12 protein-coding genes are annotated in these 16,459 nt (G+C 62.1%); all 12 read left to right on the forward strand.

Annotated features, from left to right (window positions below):
• Positions 1-2 precede the first annotated feature (2 nt).
• The 12 genes from KYT97_RS01910 to KYT97_RS01965 all read left to right on the forward strand — a co-directional run bounded on the left by KYT97_RS01910 (position 3) and on the right by KYT97_RS01965 (position 16,449).
• Positions 3-1,871 (forward strand): ABC transporter ATP-binding protein, encoded by a 1,869-nt coding sequence (locus KYT97_RS01910; RefSeq protein ID WP_219111643.1) that lies wholly within the window; start codon positions 3-5, stop codon positions 1,869-1,871.
• Positions 1,868-3,640 carry an ABC transporter ATP-binding protein gene (locus KYT97_RS01915; protein WP_219111644.1) on the forward strand — a complete coding sequence of 591 codons (1,773 nt, stop codon included), beginning with the start codon at positions 1,868-1,870 and terminating at the stop codon, positions 3,638-3,640. The genes KYT97_RS01910 and KYT97_RS01915 overlap by 4 nt, the downstream gene beginning before the upstream one ends.
• 403 nt (positions 3,641-4,043) lie before the next feature.
• On the forward strand, positions 4,044-5,687 hold the full coding sequence (locus KYT97_RS01920) for an ABC transporter substrate-binding protein (protein WP_033234736.1): 1,644 nt from the start codon (positions 4,044-4,046) through the stop codon (positions 5,685-5,687).
• Between the two features lie 3 nt (positions 5,688-5,690).
• On the forward strand, positions 5,691-6,707 hold the full coding sequence (locus KYT97_RS01925; protein WP_095886108.1) for an ABC transporter permease: 1,017 nt from the start codon (positions 5,691-5,693) through the stop codon (positions 6,705-6,707).
• Complete coding sequence (locus tag KYT97_RS01930) at positions 6,704-7,585, forward strand: ABC transporter permease (RefSeq protein ID WP_219111645.1); 882 nt, start codon at positions 6,704-6,706, stop codon at positions 7,583-7,585. Before KYT97_RS01925 ends, KYT97_RS01930 begins: the two co-directional genes overlap by 4 nt.
• Positions 7,582-9,327, forward strand: coding sequence for a dipeptide ABC transporter ATP-binding protein (locus tag KYT97_RS01935; protein ID WP_219111646.1), 1,746 nt, complete (start codon positions 7,582-7,584; stop codon positions 9,325-9,327). Before KYT97_RS01930 ends, KYT97_RS01935 begins: the two co-directional genes overlap by 4 nt.
• Positions 9,324-10,562, forward strand: coding sequence for an acyl-CoA dehydrogenase family protein (locus KYT97_RS01940; protein ID WP_219111647.1), 1,239 nt, complete (start codon positions 9,324-9,326; stop codon positions 10,560-10,562). Before KYT97_RS01935 ends, KYT97_RS01940 begins: the two co-directional genes overlap by 4 nt.
• Positions 10,563-10,730: 168 nt before the next feature.
• A complete protein-coding gene (locus KYT97_RS01945; RefSeq protein WP_033234734.1) occupies positions 10,731-11,636 on the forward strand; it encodes a LysR family transcriptional regulator in 906 nt (301 codons plus the stop codon).
• Between the two features lie 75 nt (positions 11,637-11,711).
• Positions 11,712-13,058, forward strand: a complete 1,347-nt coding sequence (locus KYT97_RS01950; protein WP_219111648.1) for an LLM class flavin-dependent oxidoreductase — start codon at positions 11,712-11,714, stop codon at positions 13,056-13,058.
• Positions 13,058-14,383: an NtaA/DmoA family FMN-dependent monooxygenase gene (locus tag KYT97_RS01955; protein ID WP_116104049.1), complete on the forward strand. Its 1,326-nt coding sequence runs from the start codon at positions 13,058-13,060 to the stop codon at positions 14,381-14,383. The genes KYT97_RS01950 and KYT97_RS01955 overlap by 1 nt, the downstream gene beginning before the upstream one ends.
• Before the next feature lie 156 nt (positions 14,384-14,539).
• Positions 14,540-16,129 (forward strand): FAD-dependent oxidoreductase, encoded by a 1,590-nt coding sequence (locus KYT97_RS01960; RefSeq protein WP_219111649.1) that lies wholly within the window; start codon positions 14,540-14,542, stop codon positions 16,127-16,129.
• Positions 16,126-16,449, forward strand: a complete 324-nt coding sequence (locus tag KYT97_RS01965; RefSeq protein WP_033234730.1) for a 4Fe-4S dicluster domain-containing protein — start codon at positions 16,126-16,128, stop codon at positions 16,447-16,449. Before KYT97_RS01960 ends, KYT97_RS01965 begins: the two co-directional genes overlap by 4 nt.
• Positions 16,450-16,459 lie beyond the last annotated feature (10 nt).

Below are 16,459 nucleotides of genomic sequence, written 5' to 3' on the forward strand. Positions count from 1 at the left end.
CGATGTCGATGCGTGGAGGTTCGGCCATTTCGTTGCCTGGCGACGATCTCGATTCGATGGAAACCGGTACCGTGCTGCGTGCCGGCGTGCGGGTCATGGCCAAGGGGAGCCTGGGGTATCGGATAGCGACTCCACTGTCGATCATCGCCGGACTGATCAACGGTTCCACGATGGTTTTCAGTGCTGTCGCCATCGGCTGGGCCACCGATCATCTGATCATCCCGGCCTTCACGGATGCCGAGGTTTCGGCGCGGTCGTGGTGGATCGCTTTGGGCGCCATCGCCGGAGTGTCACTTCTTCGAGTGATCACCATCGTCACTCGAGCGGTCGCGGCCGCATACGTGCAGTACGGCAACCAAGCGTCGACCAGGCGTGCGTTGATACGGCAGTATGCCAAGCTCGGCGTTCCCTGGCATCGGCGGCACTCCACCGGGCAGTTGCTTTCCAACGTGGTCTCCGACGTCGAAGTTCAGTGGGCGCCCATGCAATTCTTCGCTTTTGCGATGGGCAGTGTGTTCATGCTCCTGGTGGCGCTGGCGAACATCGCGCGCTCGGACCGGTACCTCGCGGTGGTCGCGCTGATGCTGGTGTTCGTCGTGCTTCTGGCTAATTTCGTGTACCAGCGGGTGATGTCACCGCGTGCTCGTGACGCGCAACGAGCCAGAGCCGCGGTCAGTAGCGTCGCGCACGAGGCCATCGAGGGCGAGCAGGTTATCCGCACGCTGGGGATCGTGGACAGTGAGTCGGCACGATTCGTGCGCGCCGCCGAGAACACCCGCGTTGCGAATACTCGGATGTCCTTTGTCAGTGCGGCCTTCGATCCCTTCGTCGAACTTGCCCCGACGGCAACGGTATTGGTGGTGCTGCTCATCGGTTCTGGCCGAGTGTCCGCGGGCGAGCTGACTGTCGGCACGCTGGTCGAGACCATCTATCTGTTCCTGACGATGGCCTTGCCGCTGGGCATGATCGGCCGGTTCCTCAGCATTCTGCCGCTGGCCGTGGTGGGGAACAAACGCACTGCTTCGGTACTCGATTCCGTCGACTACACGCAGTTCGGAACCGAAACGCTGGCCGGTGAGAAGGCTTTGGGGGTGCACGTAGAGGCGGTGCGTTTCACGTACGACGGGGCACTTGGTGAAGCCATCGGCCCGGTGGAGTTGCGTTTCGACGCCGGTGATGTCGTTGCCGTCGTCGGCGCCACCGGATCCGGGAAAACGACGCTCGTTCGCATCCTGGCCAGGCTTGCCGATCCTGATACGGGCATTGTGCGCTACGACGGTATCGACGTGAGAAGCCTCGCGGACGGAGAAATCGAAACCCGGGTAGCAGTGGTGAGCCAGACGTCCTTCTTGTTCGACGACACGATTCGAGGGAATGTCACGTTGGGTCGCGATATCGACGATCTCCAGGTTTGGCGGGCTCTCGACGTGGCCGAGGCCGCAGAGTTCGTCCGAGACATTCCCGGTGGGCTGGACGCCGCGGTCGGGAAACGAGGTGCCTCACTCAGCGGTGGCCAACGTCAACGGATCGCGCTGGCCCGCGGTCTGGCCGGCTCGCCGTCCTTGCTGATCCTCGACGATGCGACCAGCGCACTCGATCCCACAGTCGAGCGCGACGTGCTCGACAACATCCGTCGCGAATTCGTGAGCGAACGCGGCGGCGACCGTCGATGTACCGTCGTGATGACAGCGGCGCGCAAGAGCACGGTTACTCTGGCCGACCGCGTCTTGTGGATGAACGGCGGTGTGATCACCGCTTCCGGCACTCACACAGACCTTCTCGCGCAGTACGACGGCTACCGGCAAATAGTCGACGCCTACGCCGACGGAATGGACATCGACGAGTTGGACGCGGCCGGCGGCCGCTCATGAGTGAGTCCCTGGCGTCGAACGTACGAGTAACTCGAGTGCTGTACCCCGGTCTCCTGCGCGGAATGTGGTTGACCGTTCTACTGGCGTTTGTCGCTGCCAGCGGACGAATCGTGGTTCCGCTGACGGTGCAGTACGCCCTCGATCACGCACTGCTGCACGGCAATGCCGACAATGACAATTCGACTGTGCTCCTCGGCGCGGTGGGGGTGGGTGCACTCGGCGTCGCGGCAGCGGGAACGGCGTCGTGGTTGCTCAACCGCCGGTTGATCCGCACCAGCGAAAACGCGTTGGCGGCACTGCGCACAGCTGCATTCACTCACATCTTCAGGTTGCCGCCCGCGAGATTCGACGACACAGCCCGCGGATCGCTGGTCGCCCGCGTCACCAGCGACGTCGACACGGTGTCGCAGTTCGTCCAGACCGGTGGTGTCACACTGGTTGCGAACTGCGCACAGATGTTGGTCGCATCGTCGATCATGCTGGTGTACAGCTGGCAGTTGGCACTGTTGGTGATCGGTGTCTCCGTGATCGCGGTGGTGACCATGCGATTGATCCAACGAGTGATCGCCCGCCGATTCGGCGAAGTCCGAGTAGCCGTGGCGAATCTGTACGACGGTGTGTCCGACATGGTGAACGGCGCCGAGGTGACTCGTTCGTACGGAGCCGACGCACGTATCCAGGCGCGAGTGGACGGACTGATCGACACGACGAGGAAATCGCTGTTGCACACCCAATTGCCGTTGGGCGTCAACATGTCTCTGGGTGAAGCCGCCAGCGGAACCATCACAGCTGCGGTCGTGCTCTTCGGTGCCGCCGTGGGTACCGGTCACATCGAGTGGATGGATCTGACTGCGGGTCAGTTGGTCGCATTCCTGTTCCTCATCACGTTCTTCGTGCGCCCGCTGCAGTTCTCCGTGTCGATTCTGGGGGAGTCGCAGAGTGCGGTAGCAGGATTGCGCAGAGTGTTCCACTTGCTTTCCGAGCCTTCGGTCACCGTGGGAGCGGGTGCGGGTACGCCGCTCCCCGTCGGCGGCGTCGGCGTCCGGATGCGCGCGGTCGATTTCTCGTACAACCCGAGCAGGCACGCGATCCGCAGCCTGGACCTCGACATCGAGCCACATGAGCACGTGGCTGTGGTCGGCGAAACCGGCTCGGGAAAAACGACTTTCGCGAAACTATTGACCCGTCAACTCCTGTCGACCAGCGGATCGATCGAGCTCGGCGGAGTCGACATCCGCAGGATCACCGACAGTTCGTTCGCCCGTCGTGTCGCCATCGTCCCGCAGGAAGGGTTCCTGTTCGACCGCTCGGTGTTCGAGAACATCGCAATGGGGAGTCCCGGCGCCACCCGTACCGACGTCATGGACGTGTTGTGCGATCTGGGCCTCTCCGAATGGGTGCAGGGTCTCGGTTCCGGGCTCGATACGCTCGTGGGAACGCGAGGCGATGCGTTGTCCGCAGGCGAGAGACAACTCGTGGCCCTGGCGCGGACCGCTGTGGTGGATCCCGATCTGCTGGTACTCGACGAAGCAACCAGCGGAGTGGATCCCGCCATCGATGTCACCGTGCAGCGCGCACTGGCCCAGCTGACCAAGGGACGCACGACAGTCACGATTGCTCACCGCATGATCACCGCGGAGACCGCAGACAGCATTCTGCTCTTCCACGACGGTCTATTGGTGGAACGAGGATCGCACGCCGAATTGACTGCAGCAGGTGGGCGGTACGCTGCCCTCCATCAGGCATGGAAGACCATGAACAGTCTCTGACTCGCTATCCCGGCCCCGGCCGTCGTCGGTGAAGTTCTTCTTAAATGATTGCGTAGCCCCGATGGGTTGTTGTGACGCGGAATTACTTCGATAGTGGACGTGACAGCAGTGCATGCGTTCGGCATCGCACATGATCGGCTCGGTTATCAGGAGTTAGACGTGTCCAACAGCAACGACGGCGATCTCGGTCGCCACAGCAGCAGCGACGGCGTGGTCCACGCACGTCCGCTGCTGTGTTGTCTCAGTTGTTGACCCACTCCTGATCGAGATTCACCTCGTTGCGCCCCGACTCCGGGCGCACTTCGTCCACTCACATGATGCCCACGGCAGTCAGTCCCCTTGGGTGTCGTCTGCCGTTTCGCGCATCGGTGTATTTGAAAAACCGCACAATAGGAGCACTTTCGTGAAATCTATCCGCCATTGGCGCGCTGTCGGCGCACTTCTTCTTGCAGTCGGTATCGCGGCCACCGGATGCTCTGCGCAGGCGAAGGTCGCTTCGGCGCAGGGAGGTGATCCGGTCTCCGGTGGAACACTGCGATTCGCGGTTCTCGATGCCCCGGCCAACCTCGATCCACATTCCGGGAGTAGCTATCCGGAGTCGTTGATCACCAGCAACACCAGCGACAAACTGACCTACCAGAACCCTGAGACAGGAGAGATCGAACCGTGGCTCGCGACGTCGTGGGAGTACAACGACGATCTGACCGCGTTCACGTTCCACCTGCGTGACGATGTCACCTTCAACGACGGCAGCAAACTGGACGCTGCGGTGGTGAAGGAGAACTTCGATATTCTCGGGCTCGGCAACGAGGCACTCGGCGTTCCCGCGGTGACCGCGTACTGGGTCGGGTTCGTCAGCAGCGAAGTGATCGATCCACTGACGGTGAAGGCCACCTTCAATCGGCCGAATGCCGGTTTCCTGCATGCACTTTCGCACTATTTCTCCGGAATAGTCGGACACTCGACACTCCAGCTGAGCAAAGCGGACCGCGCGCTCCCGCAGAACATCGTCACCACCGGTCCGTACACCGTGACCGAGCAGATCTACCAGGAGAAGACGGTGCTCACCAAGAGGGCAGGGTACGACTGGGCACCGGCGAGTCGAGCGCACAGCGGCGAGGCGTACCTCGACACGGTGGAGATTGCGGTGATTCCCGAGGCAAGCGTTCGGACGGGTGCGCTGAAGTCGGGTGAGGTCGACGCGATCCTCGATGTCAATTCGACGGACGAGGCGCCGCTGAAGGCGCAGGGGTATCAGATTGTTTCCCAACTGATTCCCGGACGCGACATCGCCTTCGACTTCAAGACCGACGTCTTTCCGACCGACGACATCGCTGTGCGCAAGGCAGTCAATCTGGGCTGGAGTCGTGACGCCCTGAAGAAGACCGTGCTCACGGACAGCTACGCGGTGTCGACCTCGGCGATCTCCTCGCGGGTTCCCGGATGGAAGGACTTCAGTGCCGATCTGACCGAGAACCAGGACGAGGCGGCGAAGATCCTCGATGCGGCTGGCTGGAAGTCGGGTGCCGACGGTATCCGTGAGCGTGACGGAAAGCGGCTCACTCTCGAGCTTCTCGGCATCGACAATCTGGTGGTCAACAAGCCCGCGTACGAGCTGATTCAGCAGGACCTGGCCAAGATCGGTATCGAGCTCGATCTGGCGGTTCTCCCGATCCCCGACTTCAGTGCGGAATCGAAGAAGTCCGGCGTCTACAACATTCAGGTCGCCAACACGAGTCGCGCCGATGTCGCAGTCCTCGAACAGACGTACTCTCCGCTGTTCTCCAACGCCGGCAAGCTTGCGAAGGACAATCCGCTGTATCAGCAGGCAGTCGACGTTCTGCTCGGAGTGAGCGCCACGCTCGATCCGACGGCGCGCGCGCAGGCGGCGGCAGATGCGCAGGAGTTCATCCTCGACACCGCAGCCTTGACCTCGCCGGTGTACAACCCGGCTCAGGTCACGGCGGCAGATCCGAAGGTACACGGGATCAGCTACGAAGCGCAGTCGCGGAATGTCTTCTACGACACGTGGATCGAGAAGAGCTGAGCCATGACCCGTTACGTGCTGGCCAAACTGGGCCAATCGCTTTTCGTCATCTGGGCTGCTTACACTTTCACGTTCGTGCTTCTCTACGTACTGCCTTACGACGCTGTCGATGTCATGTTCAGTCCAAGTGACGGTGACCTGGTCAGTGATGCGCAGAAGGATGTGGTCCGCGATCAGCTGGGAATGAGCGGGTCGGTATTCGAGCAGTACTTCACTCGTCTGCTGCGCGCCGTGCAGGGTGACTTCGGACAGTCGACGCGGACGGGTGAACCTGTCTTGTCGATGATCGCCCAGGTCCTGCCGCAGACGGTGATACTGGCCGCAGTTGCACTGACCATGGCGGTGGTCTTTGCTTTTGCACTGGCACTCGGTGCGGCCTACACGCGCAATCGATGGTTGGCCAACACCCTCGCAAGCATCCCGGCACTTGGAGTATCCGTCCCGGTCTTCCTGGTGGGATTGGTCATCTTGCAGGTGTTCTCGTTTCAGCTCGGCTGGTTTCCGTCGATCGGCAATGACGGCGTCGCTTCGCTGATTCTGCCGGCGGTGACCTTGGCGATCCCCGTCAGTGCTCCCATCGCCCAGCTGCTGGTGAAGAACTTCACCATCGGATTGGGATCACCGTACGTCGCGGTGTCGACGGCAAAGGGCGGAACGCGGCTCTGGGTTCTGGTCAACGACGTGGTGAAGAACGCCGCGCTTCCGGCTCTGACAATTGCCGGCATCACCCTCGGCAACCTACTGGCGGGAGCGGTGATCGTGGAGACGATCTATTCACGATCCGGTCTGGGCAGGTTGACGGAGACCGCGGTGCGGACCCAGGACGTGCCCTTGGTCCAGGCGGCAGTCGTGTTCGCAGCCTTGGTATTCGTGACGGTGAACTTCCTGGTCGACATCGTCTATCCGTTGCTCGATCCGAGATTGCGCACTGCCGTGCTCAATTCGAGGTCGGGTGTGTCAGCCAAGGATGTCGACTCCGCGCAGAAGAAGCCCGTCGAGCAGGAGTTGGTGCTCTCATGACCGCAGTAGTCGACATCCCCCGCACGGTGGTCACGGAGGAGCCATCGCCGGGGTACTCGGCCGGGCTGCGCCGCCGAGCACGCGAGATCGTGTCTGCGCCTGGCCTGGCCTTGTCCTGGATTGTCATCGTCGTGGTGATCTTGTGGGCGCTCGTACCCGGTCTCTTCACGAGCAAGAGCCCCTATGACGGTGACGTCGACGCGAGCTTTGCGCCGCCGAGTTTCGAGCACCCGTTCGGCGCCGACCGGCTCGGACGTGACCTGTTGGCACGCACCATCTACGGAACGTCGACGACGTTGACGGCGACGTTGGTCGCAGTAGCTGTCGGTTTTGTCATCGGCTCCGCGACAGGTCTTCTCAGTGGCTTCATCGGTGGGCGTACGGACGGTGTCGTGATGCGTTTTGTCGACGTGCTGCTTGCCATTCCCGGCCTGCTCCTGGCGATGACCGTCGTGACTGCGCTTGGCTACGGAACACTGAACGTGGCGGTCGCCGTCGGAATCACCGCCATCGCAGCCTTCGCTCGTGTCATGCGCTCCGAGGTTCTCAAAGTGGCGCACACCGAATTCGTCGAAGCCTCTTACGGATCCGGGGCGAAGTTCGGACGGGTTGTTCTGCAGCATGTTCTTCCCAATTCACTCGCCGCGGTCCTTTCTCTGGCTGCGCTCGAATTCGGTGCGGCGATCCTTGCTGTCGCAGCGCTCGGCTTCCTCGGCTACGGCGCGCCGCCGCCGCAGCCCGAATGGGGGCTGGCGGTATCCGAAGGCCGCGACTATCTGGCCGTGTATCCGTGGATCGCGATCTTTCCGGGAATCGTGATCGCGGTAGTAGTCCTGTCCACCAATCGAATCAGCAAGTCGTTAGGAGAGTCGCGATGACCGAGCTTCTCGAATCACCTGTCGGTACCGAGCCGGCCCCGACGTCGACGCCGCTGTTGGCGATCGACAGATTGAGCGTCAGCTATGTCAGAGGTAGAGGCCGGGCCGTCGCGGCCGTGCGTGATGTGAGCCTGAACGTCGAGGCCGGCGAGTTCGTGGCGGTGGTGGGTGAGTCCGGTTCGGGAAAGAGCACCACCATTCATTCTGCGCTGCAGTTACTTCCGTCGTCGGCGCGGGTCGACAGCGGCACCATTCGCTTCCGCGGGGAGGACACCACCGGCTGGAACGACAAGCGACTGGCCAAGGTTCGGGGTCCGTTCGTCGGATTCGTTCCGCAAGATCCGGGTAACTCGCTCAATCCTGTCAAACGCGTTGGCACTCAGGTACTCGATGCTGTCGGTCTGCACCGACGTATAGGCAAGTCAGCAGCCAAGGCCGTGGCGTTGGAAAAGCTTCGTCTGGCCGGACTTTCGGACGTGGAGCGGTTGTACTCGCAGTTTCCCCACGAGCTCTCGGGAGGTATGAAGCAACGTGTTCTGATCGCCATCGCACTCGCGAACGATCCGGAGTTGCTGATTGCGGACGAGCCCACATCGGCGTTGGACGTGACAGTGCAGAAGGTGATCCTCGATCACCTCGAGCACCTGCGCTCCACACTCGGCTTGGGCATTCTGCTCATCACTCACGATCTGGGGGTCGCCGCGGAGCGAGCCGACCGTCTGATCGTCATGCAGGGCGGAACGATCGTCGAGCAGGGCACTACCGAATCGGTGGTCGGCGATCCGGCGAGCCCGTACACGCGGCAACTGCTCGAGGCCGCACCGTCGTTCCAACTCGGCCGATTGGCGCCAGACGTCGGCGTCGAACCGGCGAACGGCGACACGGTGAATGGCGACAGCGGGGAGGTGGTACTCCGAGCAGACGGGATCACCAAGTACTTCTCAGTGGTCGACGCGACCGGCGCGCGTGATGTCTTCACCGCGCTCGACGACGTCTCGATACGGCTACGCCGCGGAACGACGCACGCGGTGGTGGGGGAATCCGGCGCCGGGAAGTCGACGCTGGCCCGCGCCGTGGTGGGGTTGACGACTCCGGATCTCGGAAAGGTGTACTTGCACGACGACCCGATCTCGGGATTGTCGAATCGGGCACTGCACCCTGTTCGTCGACGGATCCAGCTGGTGTATCAGAATCCGATGTCCTCGCTCGACCCCAGATTCACGATCGAGCGCACCATCGCAGAGCCGTTGCGAACCTTCGGGATCGCCAAGGACCGCAAGGAGATCCGCGCGCGGGTGACCGACCTGCTGACAGCCGTTGCACTCGGCCCTGAGTATCTGCTTCGCAAACCGGCGGAACTGTCGGGTGGTCAGCGTCAGCGAGTTGCCATCGCTCGCGCACTCGCCGCCGACCCGGAAGTGCTCGTCCTCGACGAGGCGGTCTCCGCGCTCGACGTGTCGGTGCAGGCCCAGATCCTACGACTGCTCGTCGATCTTCAAGCCGAACGTGGGCTGACCTACCTGTTCGTCACACACGATCTGGGAGTCGTGCGTCTGGTGGCCGACGATGTCACGGTTATGCGGGCCGGTCGCACCGTGGAGTCGGGAGCCGTCGAGCAGGTACTGGGGAATCCGAGCAGCGACTACACCCGTGCACTTGTCGCCGCCGTACCGCATGTTCACCGGCAGGAACTGCTCGACGATCACAGGACCCACAGCCGTACGATCGGAGTTGCGTCATGACGTCCACGCTCGAAACGCCCACCAATCCGCTTCCACCTGGTCCGATCGATCCAGGTCCGGTAACACGCAGACTCGGGTTGGCCGAACTCTTCTCGAAGATACGTGTCGGAGCATCCGACCGAGATCGTCACCACGACATCCCCTACGGTTTGGTGGACGAACTTAAACAGGCAGGAATAGGCGCGTTGCGTCTACCTGTCGAGGCGGGCGGCCACGGCATCAGTCTCGTCGAATTGTTCGATGTGGTAGCTGATCTGGCCTCCGCGGACCCGTCCATCGCGCATGCGCTGCGCAACCACTTCGGCTTCGTCGAGAATGCACTCTCCCTGCCGGTCGTCGGAATCCGAGGACGACTCCTCGAAGAGACAGCGCGCGGTACGTTGGTGTTCGGATCGTACGGTGAACGGACCACGCCCACGTCAGGCGACGCCCAGGCGGACTTCACAACCACCGTGCGTAAGCAGGACGGCCAACTTCTTCTGCGTGGTGAAAAGTTCTACTCCACTGGCAACCTGTACGCGGACTATCTGGTTGTGAAGGGGAATTGGGAGACCGGAAAACCGGTGACCGTGGCGATTCCCGCCACGCGGGTGGGTATCGATCGGACAGATGACTGGGACGGAATCGGCCAGCGACTCACCGGAAGTGGCTCGACCAGATACTTCGACGTGATCGTGCGCGACGACGAGGTCCTTCCTGAAGACGGTCCGTCCGTCGACAAATACGAGGCATCGTTTGCGCAGTTGTATCTCACGACGGTCATCGCCGGAATCGTTCGCAGCATCGTCGCGGATTCCGTGGAGGCAGTCAACGCCCGTAGTCGCAACTATTTTCACGGTCAAGCCGACCATCCATCGGGGGAGGCGGTGGTGCACCATACGATCGGGCAGATATCGGCGTACTCGTTTGCCGTGACATCGGCAGTGCGCGCCGCAGCCCAGGTGCTGGACGCGGCGGTGCGGGCAACCGATCCGGACGAGCGCGCCGAACTGAGACTGGCTGCTGCTCTTGATGTCTCGAATGCGAAGGTGATCGCCGACGAACTCGCCGGCAAGGCCGGATGGTTGTTGTTCGAAACTGGCGGTGCATCCACCACCAGCCAGTCGAAGAATCTCGACAGACATTGGCGAAATGCCCGGACGCTGTCCTCGCACAATCCCGGAAGCTACAAACTGCGCTATCTCGGAGCTTACGAGGTCAACGGGGAGTTGCCGCCACCGATCAGCTACTTCTGAAATCTCAACTGCAGCTGTAGCAATCTGAAACTTCGGTCTGTTGTTTCCGAGTGTTTCGCGCTGAGGTTGCTCGAATCCCGGTGATCCCAACTCTGTGGAGGCGCCGGGATTTCCAGCACAATGTGTTATCGGGCGCTCCGCTCAATTGCCTGGCCGCGAGGACACATCATGTATGACATACGACGATTGATTCTGCTCCACGACCTCGCGGAACTGACGACGATGACCTCGGTCTCCGAACGTCACGGAATCACGACATCTGCAGTTTCCCAGCAGATGCGTCTCCTCGAAGAGGAGGTCGGCACAGTTCTCACGCGTCGGGAGGGACGAGTCCTGCGCCTCACCCATGCCGGCCGGGTTCTGGTCGACCACACCGCACGCATCATCGCTGCGCTCGAGGAGGCTGAAAGCGCTGTCGCGGCCACCGGTGAATCGGTCACGGGTGTCCTCACCCTCGCGACGTTTACCACCGCTCTCACCCGACTCGCGATTCCCGCAGCAACCCGTCTTCATCGGGAACATCAGGGTCTGCGAGTCCGATTGGTGGACGCGGTACCGGTCGATTCCGTACCGGCAGTGAGGCAACAAGAAGTCGACCTTGCGATCACCTACACGTATTCGTTTCGTACGAGCGAACTCCCCGTCGGATTGAGCTCGGAGTTCCTGTTCACCGATCCGCTCGTGCTGTTGGCGCCGGCACCGCTGCGTGAGCGGGCTCAGCTGTACGGTCTCGAAGCAGTTGCCGATGCCGACTGGATTGCGGCCAAGGACGGTGCTCCGTCGATTGCGTCGATCATGTTCTCCTGCAGGCAATCCGGGTTCACCCCACGAATCGAGCATCGTTCGGCAAGCTTCAGTGCCATGGCGGAGATGGTCGATCACGGTTTCGGTGTGACGGTGCTGCCGGAGATGGCTGTGCCGGAGTCGGCCAAGCACCTCGTTGCCTGCCCTGTCGCCAACGGAGCCCGCGAGATCGGTGTGACGTATCGTCAGGCCTCGCTCGAGCGACCGGCGGTGGCTGCGGCGATCCGCGCGCTGAGGATGGCTGCGGTACCGCTGCGTCTCGCGTCGTGAAGTCTGCCGCGATCGGTACCCATGTCCTTCAGGTCGCGGATTTCATGTATTCAGTTACGAAGGAGGCGAACATCGATGACCCGTCAGGTCCATCTCAACGTCAACATCCTCAACGCCGGTGTGTTCGGTGGTTCCTGGCGACTTCCGGGAACCGATCCGCTGGCGAGTTTCGGCCTCGCACACTATGTGGACATCGCGCGCAAGGCCGAGGCCGCTAAGTTCGACGCAGTATTTCTCGCCGACGGTCCGGCGATCCGGGAAGATTTGCGCTATCGGCCGTTCAACAGTCTCGAACCGTCGGTGGTGCTCGCTGCGGTGGCCGCGTCGACGTCCAGGATCGGATTGATCGGCACCCTGTCTTCGAGTTACAACGATCCGTATGACGTGGCAAGACGCTTTGCGACGCTCGATCAACTCAGCGGCGGACGGTCAGGGTGGAATGTCGTCACCACGGCGGGCCGGGAATCAGCGCGCAATATCGGTTTCGACGACGAGCCCGATCACGGCCGGCGGTACGAACGTGCGGCAGAGTTCGTCGAAGTGGTACGAAAGCTTTGGAACAGTTGGGAACCCGACGCGTTGGTGGGGGATAAATCTGGCCAGGTGTTCGCCGACACCACACGGATTCACCGCACCGACCATCACGGCGAACACTTCGACGTGGCAGGCCCGCTCAACGTTCCGCGGTCACCACAGGGTGAGCCGGTGGTTGTGCAGGCGGGTGCCTCGCGAGACGGACGGGCACTGGCGGCCAGGGTCGGCGAGGTGATCTTCACAGCGGCGCAGACCGAGGACGAGGCTCGGGAGTATTACCACGATGTGAAGGCGAGGGCGCGCGGATACGGCCGAGGGCCCGAGGACGTCATCGTCCTGCCTGGACTGTCGACCGTGATCGGCAGTACGGAAGCCGAGGCTCATGAGCGTCGTGAGCTGTTGGCCGAATTGGTGCCTCCCGAGTACGCGCTCGACCGCCTGGCGGGTCAGTTGGGAGTTCCTCGCGAGAGCTTGGTTCTCGACGGTTCGTTGCCGTGGGAGCTCTTGGCCGATCCGGACGACGCGGGTGGATCGCAGACGTTCTACAAGATCGCGGTCAGTCTCGCCCGGCGCGAGAGCTTGACCGTTCGGCAGCTGTTGAGGCGACTGGGCGGAGGTGCCGGACACCGGATCGTCACCGGCACTCCGGAACAGATAGCCGATGCCATCGTAGATTGGGTGGACAAAGGCGTTGCCGACGGATTCAACCTGATGCCGGACGTGCTCCCGAGCGGATTCGACGATTTCGTCGATCACGTCGTGCCGGAGTTGCAGCGCCGCGGTGTTTTCCGCACCGACTACGACAGCACCACGCTTCGTGGACATCTCGGGTTGGCCGCTCCTCACCATGCGATTCCGTCGTCGCACGTCGAACAGGTGGTGGCGTGATGAGTCGTTCGCTGCACTTCTTCGTCAACGTCGGTAGCGCGGGCTACCACTCGGCGGCCTGGCTCGACCCGGAACTCGATCCCAGCGCCTTTGTCACTCTCGACCACTACCGCCGCGCCGCCGAGACCGCCGAGCGCGGCAAACTCGATGCGTTGCTGTTCCCGGATATCCCGGTCCAGCACCCGGGCATCGGCCGTGGACCGGCGGCCTCCCTCGACCCGGTGTTACTGACCAGTGCGCTCGCGGTGTCCACCACCCGGATCGGTCTGATTCCCACTGTGTCATCCACCCTGAATCTGCCGTACAACCTTGCTCGTCGAATTCTCTCGCTGGATCACGTGAGCGGTGGTCGTGCCGGATGGAACGTGGTGACGACGTTCGAGCCGAATGCGGCCAAGAACTTCGGAATCGACCACCTTCCGGAACGCGACGAGAGATATCGCCGTGCAGCGGAATACGTAGAACTTCTCGAAAGATTGTGGGACAGTTGGGAGTACGGCGCTCTGATCGGTGATCAAGAGAACGCGCGCTTTGCAGATCCGGATCTGGTACACGCTGTCGAGCACCGAGGCGAGTTCTACTCCGTTGCCGGCCCGCTCAACGTCACGAGGTCGCCACAGGGACGACCGGTTCTGGTCCAGGCAGGATCCTCCTCTCGAGGGCGGGAATTCGCCGCAGCCCATGCCGAGGCGATCTATGCCACCCAGTTCGGACTCGACGCTTCAGGAGAGTTCTCCACGGAGATCAGGTCGAAAGCTGCTGCACTCGGCCGCGATCCGGATCAGATCAGGATTCTGCCCGGACTGGTGCCGATCGTTGCAGAGACCGAACACGCGGCGCGAGAGAAGTTCGACGAACTTCAAGCGCGCCTTCGTCCAGAGAGTGCACCCGTTCGCCGGCTCGCATCGTGGTTGGGATTCCCGGACGAAGAGTTCGACCTGGATTCGCCGCTCCCCGCGCATGTGCTGGACCTGCCGTCCGGTCGTGTCGGCCCCCAAGGATTCTTCACGTCGCTCGCCGATTATGCAGCATTGACCGGCCACACTGTTCGTCATCTGTTGACCGAATTCTTGGGCGGTCATCGTGTGGTAATCGGTGATCCTGTACAGGTGGCTGATCATATCGAAACCTGGTGGCGGAGCGGCTCTGTGGACGGATTCACGATTATCCCCGCTGTCCTGCCTCGATCGCTGGAGGACTTCGTCGACCTTGTCGTTCCGGTTCTTCAGGAGCGGGGCATTTTCCGGTCCGAATACAGCGGAGTCACGTTGCGCGATCACCTCGATCTGCGTGAACCTGCGAATTCCTTTGCGTCCCAAAGGTGACTCCGTCCGTGCGTACGCGTTTTCGTCCACACTTCGTCGACGTAAGGGCAGAGCCGGTTGCATTCACGATGATCCTGATTGTGGCACTGCAGCGTTCGCTGGAGAAACATAGCGGTATCAGGTTCAGTCGTGTAGACCTTTGACAGGAGCAGACCAGTGACGGACGTCCTCGAAGTTTCCACCGATGTGCTGGTAATAGGTGGTGGTCCCGCCGGCGCCTGGGCAGCGTTGCGTGCCGCCGAGGCCGGTGCGGACGTCGTCCTGGTCGACAAAGGGTATTGCGGGACGAGCGGGGCGACTGCGCCGTCGGGCACAGGTGTCTGGTACGTCGAACCCGAACCTGCGGCGCGCGCAAAGGCCAAAGCAGGGCGTGAGGCACTCGGCGGATTCCTCGCCGATCACCATTGGATGGACCGCGTCCTCGAGCAGACGTATACCAACATGGACCTCCTGGCGGTAGAAGGCAGATACCCGTTCCCCGTCGACGCGCGTACCGGTGAGCAGATTCGCACCGGCCTGCAGGGGCCGGAATACATGCGCAGAATGCGCGCCTGGATCCGCCGCGCCGGAGTGCGAATTCTCGACCATTCGCCCGCGCTGGAGTTGTTGGTGGACAAACAAGGTTGTGTGCGGGGCGCCAGCGGATATCGGCGTCACGAGCATCACGACTATCGAGTGTCCGCAGGTGCTGTCGTGGTCGCGAGCGGCGGATGTGCCTTTCTCTCAGGCGCATTGGGTACCAACGTCGATACCGGTGACGGCGCACTGATGGCAGCTGAGGTGGGGGCCGAGTTCTCCGGAATGGAGTTCTCCAACGCATACGGAATTGCTGCGGCCGGATCCACCATCACGAAGACGGCGTACTACGCCTACGCAACCTTTTTCCATGCTGACGGGAGCGTACTCGAAGGGGCCGGCTCGGCGAAGGGGCGATCTGTCATCGCGAGAACCTTGAAGTCCGAACCCGTCTTCGCGCAGATCGACCGTGCGGACGTCGAGGTGCAGCGTCGAATGAGGATGGGGCAGCCCAATTTCTTCCTGCAATTCGATCGCCGCGGAATCGACCCCTTCACAGAAAGGTTCGAGGTCGGGATGCTCGCAGAGGGGACCGTGCGCGGTACTGGTGGAATCAACGTCGTCGACGACGATTGCGCCACGACTGTCCCCGGACTGTTCGCTGCTGGGGACGCTGCAACTCGCGAACGTATATGCGGTGGGTTCACCGGCGGTGGCAGCCACAACGCGGCCTGGGCGATGTCGTCCGGTTCATGGGCAGGGTCGGGTGCCGCGAGGTACGCGCGGTCGGTGGGGCGTGGATCAAGGATCGGTCTCCGCGGAGCGGGGACGGTAGGGCTACGTCCCTCGTCCAACTCTCGACTGACTGCTGTCGACGTGGTGAAAGCTGCTCAGGAGCAATTGCTTCCCTTCGACAAGAACTACTTGCGGAGCGGAGATCGAGTGTCGGCGGCGCTCGACGAACTCGAATTGCTCTGGAGTGCAGCGAGTGTGGGTCTGGGTGGCGCGCCCGCTGAACGGATGGCAGCTCGTCAGGCGGCGGCGATCACCGCTGTGGGTCGGTGGATGTATCACTCGACCTTGGTGCGGACTGAAACTCGGGGGATGAGCAAGAGAGACGACTTCCCCGAACTCGACGTCGCGCAGCATCATCACATCTTGACCGGAGGACTTGACACGGTGTGGACCACTACGGTCGATCCCGCCGGTGCAACACTGGTGGCGTCGTGATCGAACTGGTGTCAGCACCGGACTGCATCGGGTGCGACAAGTGTGTAGAAGTCTGTCCGACAGATGTTTTCGATCGCACGCCATCAGGTGTTCCCGTGATCGCGCGCCAATCGGACTGCCAGACGTGCTTCATGTGCGAGGCATACTGCCCGACCGATGCCTTGTACGTGCATCCGCAATCGGCACCAGTGGGAAGTGCCGATGTGATCGAGCGCGATCACATCGGACGCTACCGGGAGAAGATCGGGTGGGGAAAGGGGAGGACACCTGGGGCGCTTACCGCAGTGGGACCCGAGGTGCCCCGCCCGATCACAACCTGACGACAATCGT

Origin of the sequence: Rhodococcus globerulus (genome assembly GCF_019334125.1) — a bacterium.
Classification (GTDB): Bacteria; Actinomycetota; Actinomycetes; order Mycobacteriales; family Mycobacteriaceae; genus Rhodococcus_F; species Rhodococcus_F globerula.

What these genes read in the sequence shown, in the direction of transcription:
- KYT97_RS01910 (WP_219111643.1), top strand. Translation starts at nt 3, where the DNA reads ATGTCGATGCGTGGAGGTTCGGCCATTTCGTTGCCTGGCGACGATCTC.
- KYT97_RS01915 (WP_219111644.1), top strand. Translation starts at nt 1,868, where the DNA reads ATGAGTGAGTCCCTGGCGTCGAACGTACGAGTAACTCGAGTGCTGTAC.
- KYT97_RS01925 (WP_095886108.1), top strand. Translation starts at nt 5,691, where the DNA reads ATGACCCGTTACGTGCTGGCCAAACTGGGCCAATCGCTTTTCGTCATC.
- KYT97_RS01930 (WP_219111645.1), top strand. Translation starts at nt 6,704, where the DNA reads ATGACCGCAGTAGTCGACATCCCCCGCACGGTGGTCACGGAGGAGCCA.
- KYT97_RS01935 (WP_219111646.1), top strand. Translation starts at nt 7,582, where the DNA reads ATGACCGAGCTTCTCGAATCACCTGTCGGTACCGAGCCGGCCCCGACG.
- KYT97_RS01940 (WP_219111647.1), top strand. Translation starts at nt 9,324, where the DNA reads ATGACGTCCACGCTCGAAACGCCCACCAATCCGCTTCCACCTGGTCCG.
- KYT97_RS01945 (WP_033234734.1), top strand. Translation starts at nt 10,731, where the DNA reads ATGTATGACATACGACGATTGATTCTGCTCCACGACCTCGCGGAACTG.
- KYT97_RS01950 (WP_219111648.1), top strand. Translation starts at nt 11,712, where the DNA reads ATGACCCGTCAGGTCCATCTCAACGTCAACATCCTCAACGCCGGTGTG.
- KYT97_RS01955 (WP_116104049.1), top strand. Translation starts at nt 13,058, where the DNA reads ATGAGTCGTTCGCTGCACTTCTTCGTCAACGTCGGTAGCGCGGGCTAC.